This window comes from Cupriavidus sp. P-10 (assembly GCF_003402535.2).
GTDB lineage: Bacteria > Pseudomonadota > Gammaproteobacteria > Burkholderiales > Burkholderiaceae > Cupriavidus.
This window is the reverse complement of the sequence record NZ_AP025170.1, coordinates 2,376,935-2,392,395: the sequence shown is the minus strand read 5'-3', so window position 1 is coordinate 2,392,395 and position 15,461 is coordinate 2,376,935. Positions and strand designations below refer to the sequence as shown.

Annotated in this window: 17 protein-coding genes and 1 tRNA gene; 12 read left to right on the top strand and 6 right to left on the bottom strand. The window is 67.2% G+C overall.

All coding sequences use genetic code 11. The features are described 5' to 3' along the window. Positions 1 to 44 precede the first annotated feature (44 nt). From CTP10_RS11015 to CTP10_RS10990, 6 genes are all read left to right on the top strand, one after another. On the top strand, positions 45 to 2,096 hold the full coding sequence (locus tag CTP10_RS11015; protein WP_116321947.1) for a sodium:solute symporter family protein: 2,052 nt from the start codon (positions 45 to 47) through the stop codon (positions 2,094 to 2,096). Positions 2,097 to 2,156: 60 nt separating this feature from the next. Continuing rightward, positions 2,157 to 2,247: transfer RNA gene (locus CTP10_RS11010), tRNA-Ser, on the top strand. Between the two features lie 614 nt (positions 2,248 to 2,861). Then, a complete protein-coding gene (locus CTP10_RS11005) occupies positions 2,862 to 3,962 on the top strand; it encodes an acyltransferase family protein (RefSeq protein WP_116321948.1) in 1,101 nt (366 codons plus the stop codon). Positions 3,963 to 4,071: 109 nt separating this feature from the next. Continuing rightward, entirely contained in the window at positions 4,072 to 4,377 is a 306-nt protein-coding gene (locus tag CTP10_RS11000) for a hypothetical protein (protein ID WP_147316263.1), read from the top strand. Between the two features lie 395 nt (positions 4,378 to 4,772). After that, positions 4,773 to 5,621, top strand: a complete 849-nt coding sequence (locus CTP10_RS10995; RefSeq protein ID WP_116321949.1) for a D-amino acid aminotransferase — start codon at positions 4,773 to 4,775, stop codon at positions 5,619 to 5,621. Positions 5,622 to 5,674: 53 nt separating this feature from the next. Further along, positions 5,675 to 5,950, top strand: a complete 276-nt coding sequence (locus CTP10_RS10990; RefSeq protein ID WP_116321950.1) for a hypothetical protein — start codon at positions 5,675 to 5,677, stop codon at positions 5,948 to 5,950. Positions 5,951 to 6,090: 140 nt separating this feature from the next. On the opposite strand, the gene CTP10_RS10985 is transcribed toward CTP10_RS10990, so the two are convergent. Further along, positions 6,091 to 7,356, bottom strand: coding sequence for a diguanylate cyclase domain-containing protein (locus tag CTP10_RS10985; protein WP_116321951.1), 1,266 nt, complete (start codon positions 7,354 to 7,356; stop codon positions 6,091 to 6,093). Further along, complete coding sequence (locus tag CTP10_RS10980) at positions 7,353 to 7,949, bottom strand: YfiR family protein (protein WP_116321952.1); 597 nt, start codon at positions 7,947 to 7,949, stop codon at positions 7,353 to 7,355. The genes CTP10_RS10985 and CTP10_RS10980 overlap by 4 nt, the downstream gene beginning before the upstream one ends. A gap of 318 nt (positions 7,950 to 8,267) precedes the next feature. On the opposite strand from CTP10_RS10980, the gene CTP10_RS10975 reads away from it, so the two are divergent. The 5 genes from CTP10_RS10975 (at position 8,268) to CTP10_RS10955 (ending at position 10,264) form a co-directional block, all read left to right on the top strand. Further along, on the top strand, positions 8,268 to 8,672 hold the full coding sequence (locus CTP10_RS10975) for a lysozyme inhibitor LprI family protein (protein WP_116321953.1): 405 nt from the start codon (positions 8,268 to 8,270) through the stop codon (positions 8,670 to 8,672). A gap of 138 nt (positions 8,673 to 8,810) precedes the next feature. Continuing rightward, positions 8,811 to 9,014, top strand: a complete 204-nt coding sequence (locus CTP10_RS10970) for a hypothetical protein (protein WP_116321954.1) — start codon at positions 8,811 to 8,813, stop codon at positions 9,012 to 9,014. Between the two features lie 126 nt (positions 9,015 to 9,140). Continuing rightward, positions 9,141 to 9,557 (top strand): YXWGXW repeat-containing protein, encoded by a 417-nt coding sequence (locus tag CTP10_RS10965; protein ID WP_116321955.1) that lies wholly within the window; start codon positions 9,141 to 9,143, stop codon positions 9,555 to 9,557. Positions 9,558 to 9,668: 111 nt separating this feature from the next. Continuing rightward, the gene (locus tag CTP10_RS10960) at positions 9,669 to 9,893 is read left to right on the top strand and encodes a hypothetical protein (RefSeq protein WP_116321956.1); all 225 of its coding nucleotides are present in this window, start codon (positions 9,669 to 9,671) and stop codon (positions 9,891 to 9,893) included. A gap of 77 nt (positions 9,894 to 9,970) precedes the next feature. Continuing rightward, positions 9,971 to 10,264, top strand: coding sequence for a hypothetical protein (locus CTP10_RS10955; RefSeq protein WP_199414670.1), 294 nt, complete (start codon positions 9,971 to 9,973; stop codon positions 10,262 to 10,264). Positions 10,265 to 10,321: 57 nt separating this feature from the next. On the opposite strand, the gene CTP10_RS10950 is transcribed toward CTP10_RS10955, so the two are convergent. The 4 genes from CTP10_RS10950 to glpK all read right to left on the bottom strand — a co-directional run bounded on the left by CTP10_RS10950 (position 10,322) and on the right by glpK (position 14,491). Further along, entirely contained in the window at positions 10,322 to 10,702 is a 381-nt protein-coding gene (locus CTP10_RS10950) for a hypothetical protein (protein ID WP_116321958.1), read from the bottom strand. A 93-nt stretch (positions 10,703 to 10,795) separates the two neighbouring features. Beyond that, positions 10,796 to 11,155 (bottom strand): MliC family protein, encoded by a 360-nt coding sequence (locus CTP10_RS10945; RefSeq protein WP_233528286.1) that lies wholly within the window; start codon positions 11,153 to 11,155, stop codon positions 10,796 to 10,798. A 53-nt stretch (positions 11,156 to 11,208) separates the two neighbouring features. Further along, positions 11,209 to 12,855, bottom strand: coding sequence for a glycerol-3-phosphate dehydrogenase/oxidase (locus tag CTP10_RS10940; RefSeq protein ID WP_116321960.1), 1,647 nt, complete (start codon positions 12,853 to 12,855; stop codon positions 11,209 to 11,211). Between the two features lie 61 nt (positions 12,856 to 12,916). Next, a complete protein-coding gene (gene glpK, locus CTP10_RS10935; RefSeq protein WP_116321961.1) occupies positions 12,917 to 14,491 on the bottom strand; it encodes a glycerol kinase GlpK in 1,575 nt (524 codons plus the stop codon). A 56-nt stretch (positions 14,492 to 14,547) separates the two neighbouring features. Between glpK and CTP10_RS10930 the strand changes: the two genes are divergently transcribed. After that, complete coding sequence (locus CTP10_RS10930; RefSeq protein WP_116321962.1) at positions 14,548 to 15,456, top strand: NUDIX hydrolase; 909 nt, start codon at positions 14,548 to 14,550, stop codon at positions 15,454 to 15,456. The last annotated feature ends 5 nt before the right edge of the window (positions 15,457 to 15,461 follow it).

Genomic DNA, 15,461 nt, shown 5'->3' with positions numbered 1-15,461 from the left:
CGGGTTTGTTACGATAGCGCCCCACCGACCACGGACCGCCGCCCATGCCCGATGCCCAGTCGCGCTTCCGCCGCCGGCTGCTGCTGTACTACGGCCTGTTCACGCTAGGGTTGTTCGGCTTCGTCGGCATGATGGGGCTGCTGGAGCGCTCCAACGCCGATGCCCTGTGGCTTGGCTATGTCTTCCTCTTTATCACCATCGCGATCTATGCCTGCATCGGGCTGATCTGCCGCACCTCCGACCTCAACGAGTATTACGTCGCCTCGCGGCGCGTGCCGGCGCTGTTCAACGGCATGGCGATTGCCGCCGACTGGATGAGCGCGGCGTCCTTCATCGGGCTGGCCGGCATCCTGTTCGCTTCCGGGTACGAGGGCCTCGCCTACGTGATGGGCTGGACCGGCGGCTATTGCCTGGTGGCCTTCCTGCTGGCGCCATACCTGCGCAAGTACGGCGGCTACACCATCCCCGATTTCCTCGCCGCGCGCTATGGCAACGGCAAGCCCGGCGGCAACCTGCCGGTGCGTGCGATCGCGGTGCTGGCGGCCTCGCTGTGTTCCTTCGTCTACCTGGTCGCGCAGATCCAGGGGGTAGGGCTTGTGGTGACGCGCTTCATCGGCGTGGAATTCGCCGTCGGCATCTTCTTCGGGCTGGCCGGCATCCTGGTGTGCTCGTTCCTGGGCGGCATGCGCGCGGTTACGTGGACGCAGGTAGCGCAGTACATCATGATGATCGTCGCCTTCCTGGTCACGGTGTCGATGATCGCGTGGAAGCATCACCAGGAAGCCGTGCCGCAGCTCAGCTATGGCACGCTGCTGGCGCAGCTCGATGCGCGCGAGCAGGAACTGGAGCGCGAGCCCGCCGAGCAGGCCGTGCGCGAGTACTACAAGCAGCAGGCCATCCTGTTGCAGGATCGCATCGCGCGCCTGCCGGCATCCTTCCGGCAGGAGCGAGATACGCTGGACGCGCGGCTGCAGGATCTGCGCGCGCGCAATGCGCCGCTGCGGGACATCAAGGCGCTGGAGCGCGAACGCCTGGAGTTCCCGCGCGATCCCGCCGCCGCGCAGCAGCAGTGGAGCCTGCAGCGTGAAGAGGCGCTTGCGCGCAGCCGGCAGTCGATGTCGTCCACCGAGCCGTATCCCGCGGTGTCCGAGCAGGAGCGCAAGACCAAGCGGCTGAATTTTGTGTTGCTGGTGTTCTGCCTGATGGTCGGTACCGCCAGCCTGCCGCATATCCTGACGCGCCTCTACACCACGCCCTCCGTCAAGGAGACCCGGAACTCGGTGGCCTGGGCCGTGTTCTGCATCGCGCTGCTGTACGTGTCCGCGCCAACGCTGGCCGCGCTGGTCAAGTACGAGTTCTTTGAACACCTGGTCGGCACATCGTATGCGGAACTGCCGCAATGGGTGGTGCAATGGCGCAAGGTCGATCCGCCGGTGTTCGGCATCCGCGACGTCAACGGCGACGGCATCGTGCAATGGGCCGAGATCCTGCTGCAGCCCGACATGATCGTGCTGGCCGCCCCGGAGATTGCCGGGCTGCCCTACGTCATCTCGGGCCTGATCGCCGCCGGCGCGCTGGCCGCGGCGCTGTCGACCGCCGACGGCCTGCTGCTCACCATCGCCAATGCACTGTCGCACGACGTCTTCTATCACATGGTCGATCGCCAGGCGAGCCACCAGCGCCGCGTCACCACGGCCAAGATCGTGCTGCTCGGCGTTGCCTTGTTCGCTTCATACGTTACATCGCTGCGACCCGGCAACATCCTGTTCCTGGTCGGCGCCGCGTTCTCGCTGGCGGCGTCCAGCTTCTTCCCGGTATTGATACTTGGCATCTTCTGGCGCCGGACAACCGCGGCCGGCGCGGTCGCGGGCATGGCTGCCGGGCTTGGCGTAGCGGTGTACTACATATTCGTCAACTACCCGTTCTTCACCCGCATGACCGGCATCTTCGGCAACCGCTGGTTCGGCGTCGACCCGATCGCCTCCGGCGCCTTCGGCGTGCCCGCCGGCTTCGCGGTGGCGATCATCGTCAGCCTGCTCACGCCGCGCAACGCGCCGGTTATCGACAGGCTGGTGACGTATTTGCGCAGGGGCTAAGGCAGGGCCGCACGAACTTGTGGATTCGCCGGGCAACTCTGCTATAATCGCGGACTTCCCGGAGAGATGGATGAGTGGTTTAAGTCGCACGCCTGGAAAGCGTGTATAGGTTAATAGCCTATCGGGGGTTCGAATCCCCCTCTCTCCGCCAGAACAATGCGCAAGGCAAATCAAAGCCGCCCAACCTGGGCGGCTTTTTTATTTCCCCCCGCTGTTTCGAAAAGGGGGCAAGCCAGCCTTACTCGAAGGTCCCGGCCGCTTTGGAAAGCGTCCACCCAAGGCCCAAACACAAGCCGATCCACGCCGCCGAAATCAGGGCGACGTCATGCCAGTTCATCGTCCGGCGCCCAGGGCGGCGCAACTTGAATGGGTCCCGTGACGAAGGCATGGCCGTCTCCTTCGGAAAGCATGGGGAAAGGCTAGGGCAACCCTGCGGGATTTCACGGGCTCAGTTGTAAAGATTTGTTGCATTGCGGATGCGCCACAGCCCGTTTGCGCCAACCAAAGAAAAAGCCCTCGGCCAGGGTAGTCGAGGGCTTGAAGTAGTGGTGGGCGAGTCGCGGAACCGCCCGTGACGATAGTCATACAGCCCATGGAATCGCGCATCCCTCTAATCAGAGGTGTTGTGCCGGGGCGACAAGCACTCGGAATCACCCCGTCGACCCGATGCGGCCGTGAAACATCAACTCGTCGCCAACCGCACCGATCGCCCATTGTCCTCGCAGCACAGTTACGCCATTGAACCCTGGCTACGAGGAAGGATGTATGCGTCAGTTCAAACCTTTGACAAGCCTGCGGCTGCTGCTTGCCGTGTGGGTGCTGTGCAGGCACTGGTTCCATCGCTATGGCGCCGACGGCGTGTACTTCGACCTCGGCTTCACCAGCACGTTCTTTGACCATGGCTATCTCGGTGTCGACGGCTTTTTCGTCCTGAGCGGCTTTATCCTGGCCTATCATTACGCGCCATCGCCCGGCGAACGGCTGGACTGGCGGGCATTCATCGTGGCGCGCATTGCACGGATCTACCCGGCCTACGTCACCTGCCTGCTGGTTTTTGCGGCTGCAGTAATGCTTCGCGACGTGGTGCTGCATACGAACGTGGTCGGAACCGCCGACTACACGGCTTCGAAATTCGTGTCGGGATTGTTGCTGCTGAGCGCGTGGCGCTATGCCGGGGCCGCGGGGTGGAATGACGTCGGTTGGTCGGTCAGCGCGGAATGGTTTGCCTATGTCTGCTTTCCACTGTTCGTGCTCGCGGCGCCACGCATGAACAAGGCCCGCATCCTGCTGATGGCGGGGTGCGCGCTGGCGATGCTTGCGATGGTGGAGGCAACGTCGCCAGAGCATCTTTCGCTCAGCGGCGGCGTCGCGCGGCTGCTCCCCGAGTTCATGCTTGGTGTCCTGCTGTGCCGCCTGCGCGAGGCCATGCCGGACTACGACGGGTGCGTGCTCGGTGCCGTCATCTCGCTCCTCGTCTGCGCCATCGCTGTCTGGCTGGCAGTGGACACCTTGTTCGTCGCCGGCGCGGCCGGGCTGATTTTCTCGCTTTCCTATGAAAAGGACGCGCTGACGCGCGTGCTGTCGATGGGCGCGCTGGTGTTTCTGGGCGAGGTGTCGTACTGCGTCTATATCGTGCAGCGGATTCCGCAGTACCTGTTCGCATTTGTCCGGACCCGCCTGCCCGATCTGGCCGCCATGCCCGGCTGGTTGCAGGCAACGCTCCTGTTGCTCCTCACGTTGGGCGCCGCCATCCTCCTCCACTTTCTGGTTGAGAAACCGATGCGGTCATGGGTAAATCGGCGGTTCGGTGCACGTCACCGGCAGATAGCGCCAGTGGCCGCTTCGCACGCAGCAGGTCGCTCGTAGTTTGTGCGCCACCACACATAAGGGAGTCAGCTCAGGCAGGCCAAAGGAGGGTGCCTGGAGGACACTGGAAACCACGGCGGTTGCATCAAGCCATCGGGGGACCCGTGCCATGCCTTCACCGTTTGCCTGGCTGTCGATATTCTCGCTGCTAACCTTGATGCTGGTTCCCGAGTTACTGGACGCCATGCCAGGGCGCAGCGTCCTGTATGCCAAAGCGAAGGGCCTGGCGAGATTCGAGTTGGTGGTGCCATGCCTGCCCGGCCCGTTCGCTTCGGTAGCGCTAATCACCGGCCGCTGTCCGGTCAATGCCGCTGAGGTTAATGCTTCCGTTCCCGGGGAGGTGCAAAGGCCCGAACTGCCCGTGCCAAGCGCCTGTGCGTCCGTGCCAGGCTTCAAGCCGCCTTGCGCGCTGTGACCTGCGCCGGTACTCGCGCCGGTACCCGGTGAGCCAACAAAAAGAAAAAGCCCTCGGCCAGGGTAGGCGAGGGCTTGAAGTGGCGTTGGGCGGGTCGCAGTCCGCCCGCCCTTATCGTCGCCGTTGCGGGTACGGCGCGCATCCCCAATTCTGGTGATGCAAAAAAAAGCCCGCACGGTGGCGGGCTGCGGGAAATGCCGAGAGGGGTCAACTCACGACACCTTGATTTTCGGCGTGAAGTGCTGCAGCGAACACCCCCGCATGGGTGAATGTGATCAAGGCTCCCCTGCGTCACAGCACTTCACGAGCGGTGGATGCAAAATGCGCATAACTTCAGATGCGCGCGTGTGAAAGAATTCTTCATTCACTCCACCGCCTGAAGCCAAATGGCCCCCATGACTGACCCCGTCGTCCACCTCAACGGCACCCTGACCCCGCTGTCCGAAGCCCGCATCCCCGTCCTTGACCGCGGCTTTATCTTCGGCGACGGCATCTATGAGGTCATCCCGTACTACGGCGGAAAACCGTTACGCGGTGCGCAGCATCTTGCGCGCCTGCACCGCAGCCTGGAGGCGATCGGGATTCCCGACCCGCACGGCCCCGCGCAGTGGCAGGCAGTGATCGACGACGTGGTCCGTGCCAACGGCATGTCGGACCAGATGGTCTATATCCAGGTGACGCGCGGCGTTGCCCGGCGTGCGCACGCCTTCCCGAAGGAAGTCGTGCCGACGGTGCTGATCATGACCAATCCGATGGCGCTGCCGCCCGCGCACATGCGCGAACAAGGCGTGGCCTGCGTGACGATGGAGGACCGGCGCTGGCTGAACTGCCAGATCAAGTCGACCTCGCTGCTCGGCAACGTGCTGGCCGCGCAGCATGCCGTGGAGCACGGCGTGACCGAGGCGATCCAGTTCCGCGATGGCTGGCTGACCGAAGCCTCGTCGTCCAACGTCTGGGTGGTGCGCGATGGCCGCGTGCTGGCGCCGCCCAAGGACAACCTGATCCTGGAAGGCATCCGCTACGGCTTTATGGAAGAAGTCTGCGCGGCGCTGGAGATTCCTCTGGAGGCGCGCCGGATCGCCAGGGAGGACCTGTTCGCGGCGGATGAAGTGCTGCTGTCCTCGGCAAGCAAGGAACTGCTGCCGGTGGTCACGATCGACGGGCGCACCATCGGCGCCGGCGTCCCCGGACCAGTCTTTGCGCGGCTCTACGCGGCCTACCAGGACGCCATCGCGGCACTTTGAACCACGCCGGCGCACCGTGCTAGGATGCCAGCGCATGCATCGAGGAGTCAGCCATGGCCAAGCGCGAGCGTGGCCGGCGTGCCCTGCAGGACGAGGTCAGCCGGCGCATCCAGCATATCTATGAAATCGGCGAGGATGGCGCGACCATCCACGTGCCCGCGCCGGTGCCGCATGCCCGCGATACCCGCGGCCGCAACTGGGACATGAACGGCTTCGGCAACGCAACGGGCTATGAGGCGAGCATACGCACGGTGGTCGACGAGGTACGCGACGAGTTCGACCTGAATGAGTCGCTCGAAAACCGCGCGCCTAATCCATTCGGCGACTGAACGTCTGGCGCCTGAAGCTTCAGTCGACTGAAACGATGATGGCCACGCGCCGGTTCTCGGCGCGGCCGGCCGCGGAGCGATGCCGGGTCGGCCGAGTACAACCAACACAGCCGGAGACGTAGTGGCGATCGTGCGGAAGCTCACAGCGTAACATCCAGGCGCGGCTCCGCGCTTTGCCAGATGCCGCCGCAGCGCCGCTTGGCGCCATACATGGCGGCATCGGCCGCGTGCAGCAGCGCCTGGCTGTCCTGCGCATGGACCGGGAACACGGCCAGTCCGATGCTGACCGACGCCTGCACCGAGGTGCCGTCGGGCAGCGCAATCGGCTCGGCAAGGGCTTGCAGGATACGCTCGGCGCCAAGGATGGCGTCGCCCGGCGAGCGCAGCGCCGTGGCCAGCACCGCGAATTCGTCGCCGCCGATGCGTGCCACGGTGTCGCCACTGGGCAGGCTGGCATGGATGCGCTGCGCCACGGCGACCAGCACCGCATCGCCCGAGGCATGCCCGTGCCGGTCGTTGATGTCCTTGAAGTCGTCGCTGTCGAGGTACAGAACCGCCGCATATTCATGGTTGGCCGCGGCATGGCGCACCGCATGTTCCAGCGATTCGACGAAGGCGGCGCGGTTCAGCAGCCCCGTCAGCGCATCATGGTTGGCACGGTGGGCGAGGGAGCGGTTTTCGTGCTGCATCTGGTTCTGCCACGTCTGCAGTTCATCGAGCAGGCCGTTGAAGTCGTCGCTGAGCGCGTTGAGCTCCGCGATACGTGCCGGCGGCGTGCGCTGTGCGAAGTCGCGTTCGGAGCGCACCGCGTGCGCCACCCGCATCAGGTTGCGCAGCGGCTCGACGATCTGCACCAGCATGCGGCTGGCCAGGTAGTGCGCGGCGACCGCGGTCAGCAGCAGGCAGCCGAGCAGGCCCAACGCCCCTTGCAGCAGGAACTGCAGCAGGTTGCGGGGATCGCCGCTGACACGCAGCAGGCCGACCTGCTGCGCCTGGTGCAGGATCGGCTGTTCCACCGCGTTCATGCTCAGCCATTCGCCCAGCGTCTGGCGCAGGCCGGTCAGCTGGGGCTGGCGGGGGCGCTGCCACTCGGCCAGTACGCGGTTGTCGGCGTCATACACCTGGGCGCGCGCGATGTCTTCCGACGCGGCGATGATGGCGAGCGTCTCGCCGGTGGCGGCCTGGTCGCGGAACACCACCGGCGCTTCCAGTGTGTAGGCGATCGAGCGGGCCACCAGCCGCAGGTTGTGGTCGGCATAGACGCGCAGCGCGGTGACGCCGATCGCTGTCAGCAGCAGGCCGGCGGTAATGACCGCGATCAGTGCCACACCCAGATGAATGCGGCGCAGCACGCTGTACAGCGTGGGACGGGGCGCGGGAGCGGGTTCGGGCCGGCGCGGGCTCATGATGGCGCCCCCTTGCGTCGCCCCAGTTGCAGCACGCCGGGGTGGACGTGCACGCCGCTGCGAGAGAGCGTGTCGAGGTTGACGCGGAACGAAACCTGGCTCTCGCGGATGTTCAGGCAGAACATGCTGCCGACCTCGCACTCGAAATCTTCCTCGGCGATCACCAGCACCGGGCGCCCGGTCAGCTCTGCCGACAGCCGCTTGCGCCGGGCTTCGTTCATGACGCCAACGTAGAGGGCATCGCAGCCCGGATTCAGTGCATCGGCCAGCACGTCAACCTGGCGCGGCTGCACCGGCCGGCCGGTGGCAAGCGTGCCGCCTTCCATCAGGCGGGCGGAGTAGCGGCTGCCGTTGTCGACGCACAGGCGTACCGTCTCGCGCTCGACGGGCCAGCGCGCATAGCCGAGCAGGCTCAAGACTACGCGTGCGACCTGCTCGGTACGCTGTGGCGCGGGCTGCGCGGTGACGGCCGGCGGCAGCACCGCGGGCAGCAACGCGAGCATGGCGCCCAACAGGGTAGGCCACCACCGGCGCAGCAGCGGCCGTCGGGATGCGGAGGAAGCGGGCGTGGCGCCGGCCGGGGCAGAAGCCATGATCTGAAGAGCGGGAGCGAATGCGCTGCGTGTGTGGTTGTCTGGTTTTTGCAGCCCGCGGCTATTGTCCGGGCGTCGGTTTTGGCTGGTCAAGCGTTCGAGCAGAGGGGGCGCGCTGTTGGCGGCGCCTGGTTCGTGGCCTGTTTATCGGTTGCCGCGGCGCTGACTGAAGGGTTGCCCACAGTCCAGGCTTCGCGGTGCCGCACGCAACACTTAGAATGAAATTCCGTTCGCCACCTTGCCGCCACCTCGCCAACTCGCTGCCACCCGGCGCCGACCTGGCGCCCAGGCTGGCCTGCATCGCCCAAGGAAACACCCATGCGCGCCTTTGCCTGCCTTGCCCTGGTTGGATTGTTCGCGGCCGCAGGGCCGGCCCGCGCGGGGGCCGATCCCGCCCTCAGCGCCGGCTACGAACGCTGCATGGCCAAGGCCGTGTCGACTGTCGACATGCTCGACTGCACCGCGGCAGAACTGCGTTTGCAGGACAAGGCGGTCAATACCACCTACCAGGACCTGCTGCGCCGGCTGGAGGCGCCGCGCACGGGGCAACTGCGGCTGGCGCAGCGGGCCTGGCTGCAGTTCCGCGACGCCAATTGTGCCTATGTGGCCAATCCGGGCGGCGGCAGTGCGGCGCGCGTCGCCGGCGTAACCTGCGCCGCGCAGATGACCGCGTCGCGGACGCGCGAATTGCGTGCATATGCCGACGAGGCCGCCGCCCGCTAAGGACGGTAAGGACGGTAAGGACGGTAAGGACGGTAAGGACGGTAAGGGCCCGGACCGTGTGCTAGAGTTTTCAGACACCTTTGTGTTGCGGCACATCCCTCAACGACGTTTCCAGATCGTTTCCCAAGGAGATGGATCATGGCGAGTGAATCCCGGCCGAACCTGAAAGCTTTCGTGCAGACCGCTCCCCAGGCAGGGCGCTATGTCTGGGTGGTCGCGCTGGTCGACTTCGGCGCGCAACAGGTCCGGCGCGCCATCGTCTCGGACGACACCTTCACCACCGCGGACGCCGCGCGCGTTGCCGGCGAGGCCCAGCTCAAGGCGATGGCCGAGGATCACTGATGCCGCCGGCGTGCAAGCGAGTGTTGCGCGCCGGCATCTTTGTGATCAACGGATACCCTTTCTTACATGGCGCCGCGGCCGGCGCGCGCTAGACTGAGCGCGTGTTCCAACGGAGAAAGGGCTTCCATGACACATCTCGCGCTCCGGCCGGTCCGGACCATCCTGCTGGCGGCCGTGCTGGGTTCGGGCCTGGCGTTCAGTGCGGCGTCGATGGCCCAGGTGTCGGTCAACATTGCCATTGGCGTGCCGCCTCCGGCGCCGATGTACGAGGCCATTCCCGCGCCGCGTCCCGGCTATGTCTGGATGCCGGGTTACTGGGACTGGGACGACCACCACCACAAGCATGCGTGGAAAAAGGGCCGCTGGGACCGCGAGCGGCCCGGCTATGTCTATGAGTCGCCGCGCTGGGTCCAGTCGCGCGACGGCTGGGTACTGGTGCCGGGGCGCTGGGACGAAGGCGGCCATAAGGGCAAGGGCAACGGCAAGGGAAACAAGAAGGATTACCACTGCCCGCCGGGGCACGCCAAGAAAGGGGAATGCTGAGGCGTGCGGGCCGGCGCCGCAAGGTGACGCCGGCCATGATTGCCATGCTACGATCCCCGCCATGACTCCCGCGCCCCACACGGCGCATCGGCAGTGGATCCGGAGGTAGTGATGGCAAGGCACGTCTTCACGCGCGCGCAGTATCTCGACATCCTCAATGACAGCCTGCGCAAGCATCCCGGCTGGCAGCCCGGCATGGCCTTCGTCTTTCTGCCGCCGGGCGCGGATGCCAGCCAGGCGACGGCGGTAGGCTGCACCGGTCCGATGGATGCCATCCCGGTCTACGCGGAAATCCAGCGAGTCGCGGCCGAGTTGATCGAGGTCAGCGACTCGTAGCGCGCCGCAGTGCGCACGCGTTGCCGTGCCCGGCCGCAGCCTGCGCGTACAATGCCGGCCTCGACAGACTTTCGGAAATTGCCGTGAAGAAAACGGACCTGGAAAAGAACAAGGGCCTAAAGATCGCAAACAGCCTGAAACAGGCTTCGGCGACCCGGGGCGGAATTCCTGGCGGCGCCGCGGGGCGCCTGGATCGCCGCGAACAGCGCCGGCTGGACCAGGAGCAGGGCCTGGTGCCGTTCGCGTGCAAGCTGGACGCCACGCTGGCCCGGCGCCTGCAGGCGCTGGCCGGCAATCATCCCGGTGGCATGAGCGGCCTGCTCAATGAACTGCTGACGGGCGCGCTGCCGCCGGAGCAAGACCAGGCCTGATGAAGGCGCGGCCGCGCCGGCGGCCGCAACGTTCCGGCCAGGCCGGAACCGGGTGGGTCAGTCTTCTTCCTCCTCGTCGAGGAATTCGCGGCGTAGCATCCAGTTGGCGATGGCTTCGTCGCAAATGCGCTTGAACTTCTGCTTGTCCGGCATCTTGTCGGCCAGCTGGAAGTTGACCAGCGCCATGCCGGCATCGGTGATATAGAACATCCGGCGCGGATCGTCATGGTGGACGATGCGGCCGTCGATGGCGTCTTCCTCGCTTTCAGCCGGCATGTCTTCCAGCTCGACCACGCGGCAGGTAAAGCGCGGGCTGCGGGTGTGGGTCAGATACTCGAACTCGTCGTGCATGACCTCACCGCTTTTGCCGGCGATAACGGCGAAGCCCCAGATAAAGCGGGGCATCGGCAGATCGGACAGATCTTCAATCTCGTCCATGGTGTTCTCCCTGATTCAATCCCCGCATTATCGCCCGGAACGACGTTGCCTCAAACGTTGGCGACAGTTCAGCACCGATTGCATGCCTGCCGGCTAGGGCTTTGCCTGGCAGTTCGACAGCGCCGGCGCGGCGTTTTCCTGCTGCATCAGGTCGCGCAGCGTGCCGGTATCGCCCTTGCTCCACCACTCGTAGCGCCCGCCGACATAGCGCGCGCCGGACGCCGAGACCGTGGTCACGGCCAGCACCGGCTTGCCTTCGACGCGGAGCACGGCGGCCTGGTTGTCCGCACTGTTGAAGTAGCGCACTGTCAGGGTCTTGTCGCCGTCGCACTGGTAGCGCACGGTGCGCACGTCGGTAAAACGCACACCGTCGATGCCGGGGGCACGCGCCGCGCTGGCGCCGGCGCCAGCGGCCAGCAATGCGAGCATCACGGCGGCGCGGGTTGCGTTCAAGGTTCGGCGATTCATGGTCGATGGGCCTTTCTCGGTGGTTCGTGTCAGCCAGTTCAGACGCGGGCGGCGGCGGCCGGTTCCGCGGGCTGCGGCGCGCCGTCCAGCAGGTAGCCAGCGGCAAGCGTGCGGAAACTGTCGAGTTCGCGCGCTTGCCAGGCTTCGTTTTCCCCGAGTTCTTCGGCCAGGATCGCGGCCACCGCCGGCGCGGCCTGCAGCGCGGCGCGCGCATCGAGGAACAGGACGCGGTTGCGGCGCGCCAGCACGTCTTCGACGCGCCGCGCCAGCTCGTGCCGGGCCGCGAAACGGACATGGGCTTCGGTCAGGCCCGATGCCGCCGCCAGCATGTGGTCATGGCCGGGCAGGGCGCGCAGCGTGGCCAGCTCGTTGCCGTAGTAGCGGTCCGGCGCGGCCGCCTCCTCCAGCGGCAGTTCCGCCGGCAGTCCGGCGGCGCCGTGCAGCGGCAGTTCGGCGGTCACGCATGGCGCGGCGTGCACCATCTGCCGCTGGATCGCGGTGTCGATCACGTCTTCCGCCATCTTGCGATAGGTGGTCCATTTGCCGCCGGTGACAGTGATCAGCCCGGCCTTCGAGACCAGGATCGTATGCTCGCGCGACAGCGATGCGGTGGACGCTTCGCCCGTAGCCCTGACCAGTGGCCGCAGTCCGGCCCAGACGCTGGTGACGTCGGCGCGGGTGGGGTCCCTGGCCAGGTAGCGCGACGCAGTCTCGAGGATGAAATCGACATCGTCGGCCCCGGCATCGGGCTCGAGCGGCAGGTCGCGCCGCGGCGTATCGGTGGTGCCGACGATGGTATGGCCGTTCCACGGCACCACGAACAGCACCCGGCCGTCGTCGGTCTTGGGGATCAGGATGGCGCGCTCGCCCGGCAGGAAGCGGCGCGGCAGCGTCAGGTGCACGCCCTGGCTTGGCGCCACCAGGGCGCGGGCGTGGCCGTCTTCCATCTGCCGCACCGCGTCGACCCACACGCCGGTGGCATTGATCACGCAATCCGCGCGCAGCCGGAAGGTGGCGTCGCCCAGCGCGTCCTGCACCGTGACGCCGCTGATCACACCGCCTTGCTGGCTGAGGCCGGTCACGCGCATGTAGTTGACCGCGGTGCCGCCCACGTCGAACAGCGTGCGCATCAGCGCCACCGCCAGCCGCGCATCGTCGAACTGGCCGTCGAAGTACAGGTTGCCCCCGCGCAGCGGGCGCCCGCTCACGTGCTCGGCCAGGTTGGGCGCGGCGGCCAGCACCTCGCGGTGGTTCAGCCAGCGGCTGCCGGCCAGGTTGAGGTTGCCGGCGAGCATGTCGTAGACCTTCAGGCCGATGCCGTAGAAGGGCTGGTCGAACATCTGGTACGCCGGTACCACGAAGCCCAGCGGCCACACCAGGTGCGGTGCGTTGCGCGCGAGCAGCCCACGCTCGTGCAGGGCTTCGCGCACCAGGCCGATATTGCCCTGGGCCAGGTAGCGCACGCCGCCGTGGACGAGCTTGGTGGCCTTGCTCGAGGTGCCCTTGGCAAAGTCGGCGGCTTCGACCAGCAGGGTGCGGTAGCCGCGCGAGGCGGCATCGACCGCGGTGCCCAGGCCGGTGGCGCCGCCGCCGATGACGATCACGTCCCAGCGCGGCTCGCGCTCCAGGGTGGAAAGCAGGGCGGCACGGGTGAGCGGCTGGGTCGGGGTGGAGACTTTCTGCATGGCGTTCGTTTCGGGTATATGCGGTCTTGGCGGAGCGGGGGAGGGGCGGGACGGCCGGCGTTCAGCCGTGGCCGCCGGCGTCGTCCTCGCGCGCCCAGTCGCGGGCGCGCTCGACGGCGCGGTGCCAGCGCGCCAGCCGGTGGCCGCGTTCGTCGGCGGACAGGTTGGGCTCGAAACGCTGCTCCACCTGCCATTGCTGAGCGATCTGCGCCGGGTCGCTCCAGTAGCCGGTGGCCAGGCCGGCGAGGTAGGCGGCGCCCAGCGCGGTGGTCTCGGTCACGCGGGGGCGGACCACCGTCGTGCCGAGCAGGTCGGCCTGCATCTGCATCAGCAGGTCGCTGCGCGAGGCGCCGCCGTCAACGCGCAGTTCGGCCAGTGCAATGCCGGCGTCCTTCTGCATGGCCTCCAGCACGTCGACGCTCTGCAGCGCGATCGATTCCAGTGCCGCGCGCGCCAGCTGTGGCCGGCCGGTGCCGCGGGTCATGCCAACCAGCGTGCCGCGCGCGAAGGCGTCCCAGTGCGGCGCGCCCAGGCCGGCAAAGGCTGGCACCAGCACCACGCCGCCGGTGTCGTCGCACTGGCGCGCGAGCGGCTCGACCTCGGGCGCGCTGTTGATGATCTTCAGGCCGTCGCGCAGCCACTGGATGGTGGCGCCCCCCATGAAGACGCCGCCTTCCAGGCAATACTGGGTTTGCCCGCCGAACTGCCAGCCGATCGTGGTCAGCAGCCGGTTGCGCGATGCCACCGGCTCGGTGCCGGTATTCATCAGCAGGAAACAGCCGGTGCCATAGGTGTTCTTGGCCATGCCGGGCGAGAGGCACGCCTGGCCGAAGGTGGCGGCCTGCTGGTCGCCGGCGATGCCCGCGATCGGGATCTCCACGCCGAACAGCCGCGCCGCGGTGCGCGCCACCTCGCCGCTGGACGGCACCACCTCGGGCAGCAGCGCGTGCGGGATGTCGAGCAGCGCCAGCAGCGCGTCGTCCCACTCGAAGCGGTGGATGTTGAACAGCATCGTGCGCGAGGCGTTGGAGACGTCCGTGACGTGGCGCGCACCGTCGGTCAGCTGCCAGATCAGCCAGCTGTCGACCGTGCCGAACGCCAGCTCGCCGCGCTGCGCGCGTTCGCGGGCGCCTTCGATGTTGTCGAGCATCCAGCGCAGCTTGGTGCCGGAGAAATACGCGTCGACGATCAGCCCGGTCTTCTCGCGGAACAGCTCGGCATGGCCGGCGGCCTGCAGCGCCTCGCACATCGGCGCGGTGCGGCGGTCCTGCCAGACCAGCGCGCGCCCGACCGGCTCGCCGGTCTTGCGGTCCCACAGCACCGTGGTCTCGCGCTGGTTGGTGATGCCGATGGCGCGCACCTGCGTGGCGGAGATGCCGGCATCGGCCAGCACTTCATGCGCTACCGCCAGCTGCGACTGCCAGATTTCGTACGGATCGTGCTCGACGTGGCCCGGATGTGGGTAGTATTGGCGGAACTCGCGCTGCGCCAGCCGGACCACGCTGCCGGCGTGGTCGAACAGGATCGCGCGCGAGCTGCTGGTGCCCTGGTCGAGCGCCAGCACATACTGCGGTTCGGAGCCATGCCGGCCTGGGCCGGCGCGCTGCGCCTGGGCTTGCGTTGCTGCCTGGTTCATGCGTTCAATCCTGAAAATGACAAGATGCGCCGGCCCGGCCGGCGCCCCGATCTGACATGGCCGAAATTTCCTCTCTGCCGCCCGCCGATCCCATCGGCAATAGCACCGATTCCGGCCACATGGCGCGCATCGCCGCCTCGCTGGCGGTGCGCACCGGTTTCGATCCCGCCAGCAAGCTGCGCCTGATGGTGGCCGGCCAGCAGGTCGGCTGGCTGCCCCGATCGCATGCGGCGATCCTGCGCGGCATGGGCTGCATCCTCGGCCCGGAGGAGGGTGCAGCGGATGGCACCGCCGCGGTGGAATTGCTGCCGGGACGGTCCGGCTTCGACGTGCTGAGCGCCGCGCTGGCCGCGCTGGCGCACCAGCTGGCCGATGCCGGGCACGTGCGCGGCTGGCGCCATGAACTGTTCGCGGTCACCGCGGCACTGGACGCGCCCGCGCTGGCGGCGGTCGAGCGGGCGGCGGCGCGCTTCCTGGGATTGCTGACCTTTGCCTCGCACATGAACGGGATCGTGGACATGGCCGATGCCGGCGCCGGCCCCGTGCTGTGGATCTCGCGGCGCAGCCCCGCCAAGTCGGTCGACCCCGGCATGTGGGACAACCTGGTCGCCGGCGGCATGCCGCATGGCAGCGACCCGCTGGCCACGCTGGTGCGCGAGTGCGAGGAAGAGTCGGGCATCCCGCCGGCGCTGGCCGGGCGCGTGCAGGCGCATGGCATGATCGAGGTGCTGCGCGACCTGCCCGAAGGCGTGCAGTGGGAACAGGTCTATGTCTATGACCTGATGCTGCCGCCAGGCTTCACCCCGCGCAACCAGGATGGCGAGGTCAGCGAACACAAGCGCGTGGGGCTGGCCGCATTGCTTGATATCATGTCGAGCGGCGCCATGACGGTCGACGCCACGCTGGTGACGCTGGATGCCCTTCGCCGGCGCGGCTGGCCGGGCACCGAAGACCGTCGCGCCTGAGCTTG

Excerpts from the sequence above, each read along its gene's own strand:
- CTP10_RS11005 (WP_116321948.1), top strand. The coding sequence starts at position 2,862 with ATGCGTCAGTTCAAACCTTTGACAAGCCTGCGGCTGCTGCTTGCCGTG.
- CTP10_RS10980 (WP_116321952.1), bottom strand. The coding sequence starts at position 7,949 with ATGGCTTCTGCCCCGGCCGGCGCCACGCCCGCTTCCTCCGCATCCCGA.
- CTP10_RS10970 (WP_116321954.1), top strand. The coding sequence starts at position 8,811 with ATGGCGAGTGAATCCCGGCCGAACCTGAAAGCTTTCGTGCAGACCGCT.
- CTP10_RS10965 (WP_116321955.1), top strand. The coding sequence starts at position 9,141 with ATGACACATCTCGCGCTCCGGCCGGTCCGGACCATCCTGCTGGCGGCC.
- CTP10_RS10960 (WP_116321956.1), top strand. The coding sequence starts at position 9,669 with ATGGCAAGGCACGTCTTCACGCGCGCGCAGTATCTCGACATCCTCAAT.
- CTP10_RS10950 (WP_116321958.1), bottom strand. The coding sequence starts at position 10,702 with ATGGACGAGATTGAAGATCTGTCCGATCTGCCGATGCCCCGCTTTATC.
- CTP10_RS10995 (WP_116321949.1), top strand. The coding sequence starts at position 4,773 with ATGACTGACCCCGTCGTCCACCTCAACGGCACCCTGACCCCGCTGTCC.
- glpK (WP_116321961.1), bottom strand. The coding sequence starts at position 14,491 with ATGAACCAGGCAGCAACGCAAGCCCAGGCGCAGCGCGCCGGCCCAGGC.
- CTP10_RS11015 (WP_116321947.1), top strand. The coding sequence starts at position 45 with ATGCCCGATGCCCAGTCGCGCTTCCGCCGCCGGCTGCTGCTGTACTAC.
- CTP10_RS10985 (WP_116321951.1), bottom strand. The coding sequence starts at position 7,356 with ATGAGCCCGCGCCGGCCCGAACCCGCTCCCGCGCCCCGTCCCACGCTG.
- CTP10_RS10930 (WP_116321962.1), top strand. The coding sequence starts at position 14,548 with ATGGCCGAAATTTCCTCTCTGCCGCCCGCCGATCCCATCGGCAATAGC.
- CTP10_RS10990 (WP_116321950.1), top strand. The coding sequence starts at position 5,675 with ATGGCCAAGCGCGAGCGTGGCCGGCGTGCCCTGCAGGACGAGGTCAGC.
- CTP10_RS10975 (WP_116321953.1), top strand. The coding sequence starts at position 8,268 with ATGCGCGCCTTTGCCTGCCTTGCCCTGGTTGGATTGTTCGCGGCCGCA.
- CTP10_RS11000 (WP_147316263.1), top strand. The coding sequence starts at position 4,072 with ATGCCTTCACCGTTTGCCTGGCTGTCGATATTCTCGCTGCTAACCTTG.
- CTP10_RS10940 (WP_116321960.1), bottom strand. The coding sequence starts at position 12,855 with ATGCAGAAAGTCTCCACCCCGACCCAGCCGCTCACCCGTGCCGCCCTG.